Source organism: Methanocrinis sp. (assembly GCF_049974945.1).
In the GTDB taxonomy this organism is placed as follows: domain Archaea; phylum Halobacteriota; class Methanosarcinia; order Methanotrichales; family Methanotrichaceae; genus Methanocrinis.
On the sequence record NZ_JBNGCU010000184.1, the window covers coordinates 1 to 2371 of the forward strand.

Genomic DNA, 2371 nt, shown 5'->3' on the forward strand with positions numbered 1-2371 from the left:
CATGCCTTACAGAGATGACAAGAAGGGCTGATCGCCGGGAGGTCTACGCCGACCTCAGGGTCCGCGCCCCGCTGGTGGTGAGGGCCGACGGCAGGGGTTTTGGAAAGCTGCTAAAGGAGGCGAAGAAGCCCTACGACCTCGATTTCGCGAGGGCGATGGCGAGGGCCGCGAGAATCTTCGTCCAGGAGTCGGGGCTCGCCCCATCCCTCGCCTTCACCTTCTCCGACGAGGTCAACCTCCTCTTCTCCGAGGCGCCCTTCAACGGCCGCCTGGAGAAGATCGACTCGGTGGCGGCGGGGACTCTCTCGGGCCTCCTCTCCCTCAGCCTCGGAAAAGCCGTGGCCATGGACGCGAGGTCGATCCCCCTCTGTCCCGGCGAGATCACCGATTACTTCGCGGAAAGGCAGGACGAGGCCTGGAGAAACCACGTCTTCTCCAGCGGCTTTTACGTCCTCATCGACGACGGCCTCGCCCCCCACCAGGCGATGGAAAGGCTAAGGGGTCTGAAGGAGGCCGAGATCCACGAGATGCTCTTCTGCCGGGGGACAAACCTGGCCAAGAGCCCGGCCTGGCAGAGGAGGGGCATCCTGATCCGCAGGGAAGAGACGATGGCGGTAGAAGAGGCGGAGGCGGGCGATGGCGGCGAGGAGAGAACCGGAAAGGAAGAGGGAAGGGGCAGAGGGAAGGAGGAGAAGAGGAGGAAGAGGTGGCGGATCGTCGAGGACTGGGAGCCGCCCCTCTTCCGGTCGGACGATGGGAGAAGCCTCCTCGAAGGGATGGTTTCGAGATCTTTAGGAGCTGAAAATGAAGTTCGTGGATAAGGTAGAGGAAGAGGCGAAGAAGGAGACGGGAAAGGAGGCGGCCAGGCCCAAGCAGTTCATCCCTCAGGCCGTGGGCCAGAAGGTGACGATCAGGCTGATGGACGGAAGGCCCCTGATCGCGAAGCTTGAGTCGCACAACAACTACGAGCTGCTCCTGGACGCTGGGAGGGGAAAGAAGATCATCGTCTTCAAGCACGCCATCGGCACCCTGGAGTACGAGGTCCAGGAAGAAGGTCGGTGAAATCCAGTCTACCAACCGCCAGACCTTCTGAGCCGCCTTCCGAGAGCCCCCGGGATCTCGGACCACTCGATCTCGTGCTCGCCCTCGCTGTCGTGGACGATGCATCTGCCGAAAGGCGAGGGCTCGCCCCGCTCGAAGTCCTTGTACTTTCTGACGAGATCTATCGCCTCTCTGATCTCAACGATCTGCCTTATCTTGAGAAGGCCGGCGAGCTTTTGGGAGTCCTCGTGGCCGATCGGGCCGCCGAGCCCCCTGCACAGAGACCAGCGGAGACGGCCCTCCTCCAGGTAAAAGGGGTAGGTTTTGCAGAGGATGGGCCTAGCCTCGTAGATCCTGCACCCCATCTCAGAATAGTATTTGCAGTCCCGGCCCGGTTTTCGGAGGCGCCACTCCAGGGTGTGAAAGTTCCCCTCAACATCCCACTCGCCCTCCAGGGGGGGCTCGGCGACATCCAGCCAGCCTTCGCCGCCCGCCGCGGCCATGATCTTCCTGATCTCGAAGGGGAATAGTGCGACGCTGTTCTCCTCGCCCCGGCAGCAGTCGCCGCACCGCTGGCAGCGAAAGCCGACCCTACCGATCTCGCGGGCGATGGCCTCGGTGGAGAGGCTCTCGGCCCGAGCGAGCTGGAGCGCGAGATCGGCCAGCATATCCTCGACGCAAGCTCGATTCAATGGCCACCCCTAACTCCGTTCCCTGCATACCTCAAGGAAGTTTTCGAGAAGCTGGATCCCGCCCTCGGTGTGGACCACCTCGGGATGCCACTGGACTCCGTAGAGGGGCCGCGTCTCGTGCCTCATGGCCTCGATCTCGCAGACCTCAGACCGCGCCAGAACCCGGAACTCCGGCGGGAGAGAGACCACCTGGTCGGCATGAGAGGCCCAGGTCTTGATCTTTGGGGGAAGGCTCTTCAGGATGTCGTCCTCCTCCAGCACCTCGACATCGACCTCGGCATACCCGCCGACGGTTCCCTTCTCGACCTTTCCGCCGAAGGTCTCGGCCATCAGCTGGAGGCCGAGACAGATTCCGAGGATCGGCATATCGAGCTTTGTCAGATACTCTGAGCAGTTTCCGGCCCTCTCGAGGGCGGGGCCACCGCCGAGGATCAGACCGTCGGCCTCGATATCCTTTGCCTGGGTCTGGTTTGAGATCATCCTCGCTGAAACTAGGTCCCTCACGCTCCGGTGGATCAGGTGGTTGAACTGACCATAGTTGTTTACTACCAGAACTAACATTCTCGCCTCGACTTTCTCGACTTATATTTGGCTTCGGATTTCGGATGATAGATGATAAACGTTACATCTCGTTTTTG

General features: G+C 61.5%; 4 protein-coding genes. 2 read left to right on the plus strand and 2 right to left on the minus strand.

The window, feature by feature from the left end; translation table 11 throughout:
* The coding region (locus ACP5EL_RS10370; RefSeq protein ID WP_428402434.1) for a tRNA(His) guanylyltransferase Thg1 family protein at positions 1-821 on the plus strand (821 nt) is incomplete at its 5' end.
* Entirely contained in the window at positions 805-1062 is a 258-nt protein-coding gene (locus tag ACP5EL_RS10375; protein ID WP_428402435.1) for a hypothetical protein, read from the plus strand. The genes ACP5EL_RS10370 and ACP5EL_RS10375, both read left to right, overlap by 17 nt.
* 8 nt (positions 1063-1070) lie before the next feature.
* Here ACP5EL_RS10375 and ACP5EL_RS10380 read toward each other — a convergent pair whose 3' ends face one another.
* The gene (locus ACP5EL_RS10380) at positions 1071-1709 is read right to left on the minus strand and encodes a YkgJ family cysteine cluster protein (protein ID WP_428402436.1); all 639 of its coding nucleotides are present in this window, start codon (positions 1707-1709) and stop codon (positions 1071-1073) included.
* Between the two features lie 33 nt (positions 1710-1742).
* On the minus strand, positions 1743-2294 hold the full coding sequence (locus ACP5EL_RS10385) for a GMP synthase subunit A (protein ID WP_428402437.1): 552 nt from the start codon (positions 2292-2294) through the stop codon (positions 1743-1745).
* Positions 2295-2371 lie beyond the last annotated feature (77 nt).

Bases quoted from the DNA above. Each gene is read 5' to 3' on its own strand.
- ACP5EL_RS10385 (WP_428402437.1), bottom strand. From the start codon at position 2,294: ATGTTAGTTCTGGTAGTAAACAACTATGGTCAGTTCAACCACCTGATC.
- ACP5EL_RS10375 (WP_428402435.1), top strand. From the start codon at position 805: ATGAAGTTCGTGGATAAGGTAGAGGAAGAGGCGAAGAAGGAGACGGGA.
- ACP5EL_RS10380 (WP_428402436.1), bottom strand. From the start codon at position 1,709: ATGCTGGCCGATCTCGCGCTCCAGCTCGCTCGGGCCGAGAGCCTCTCC.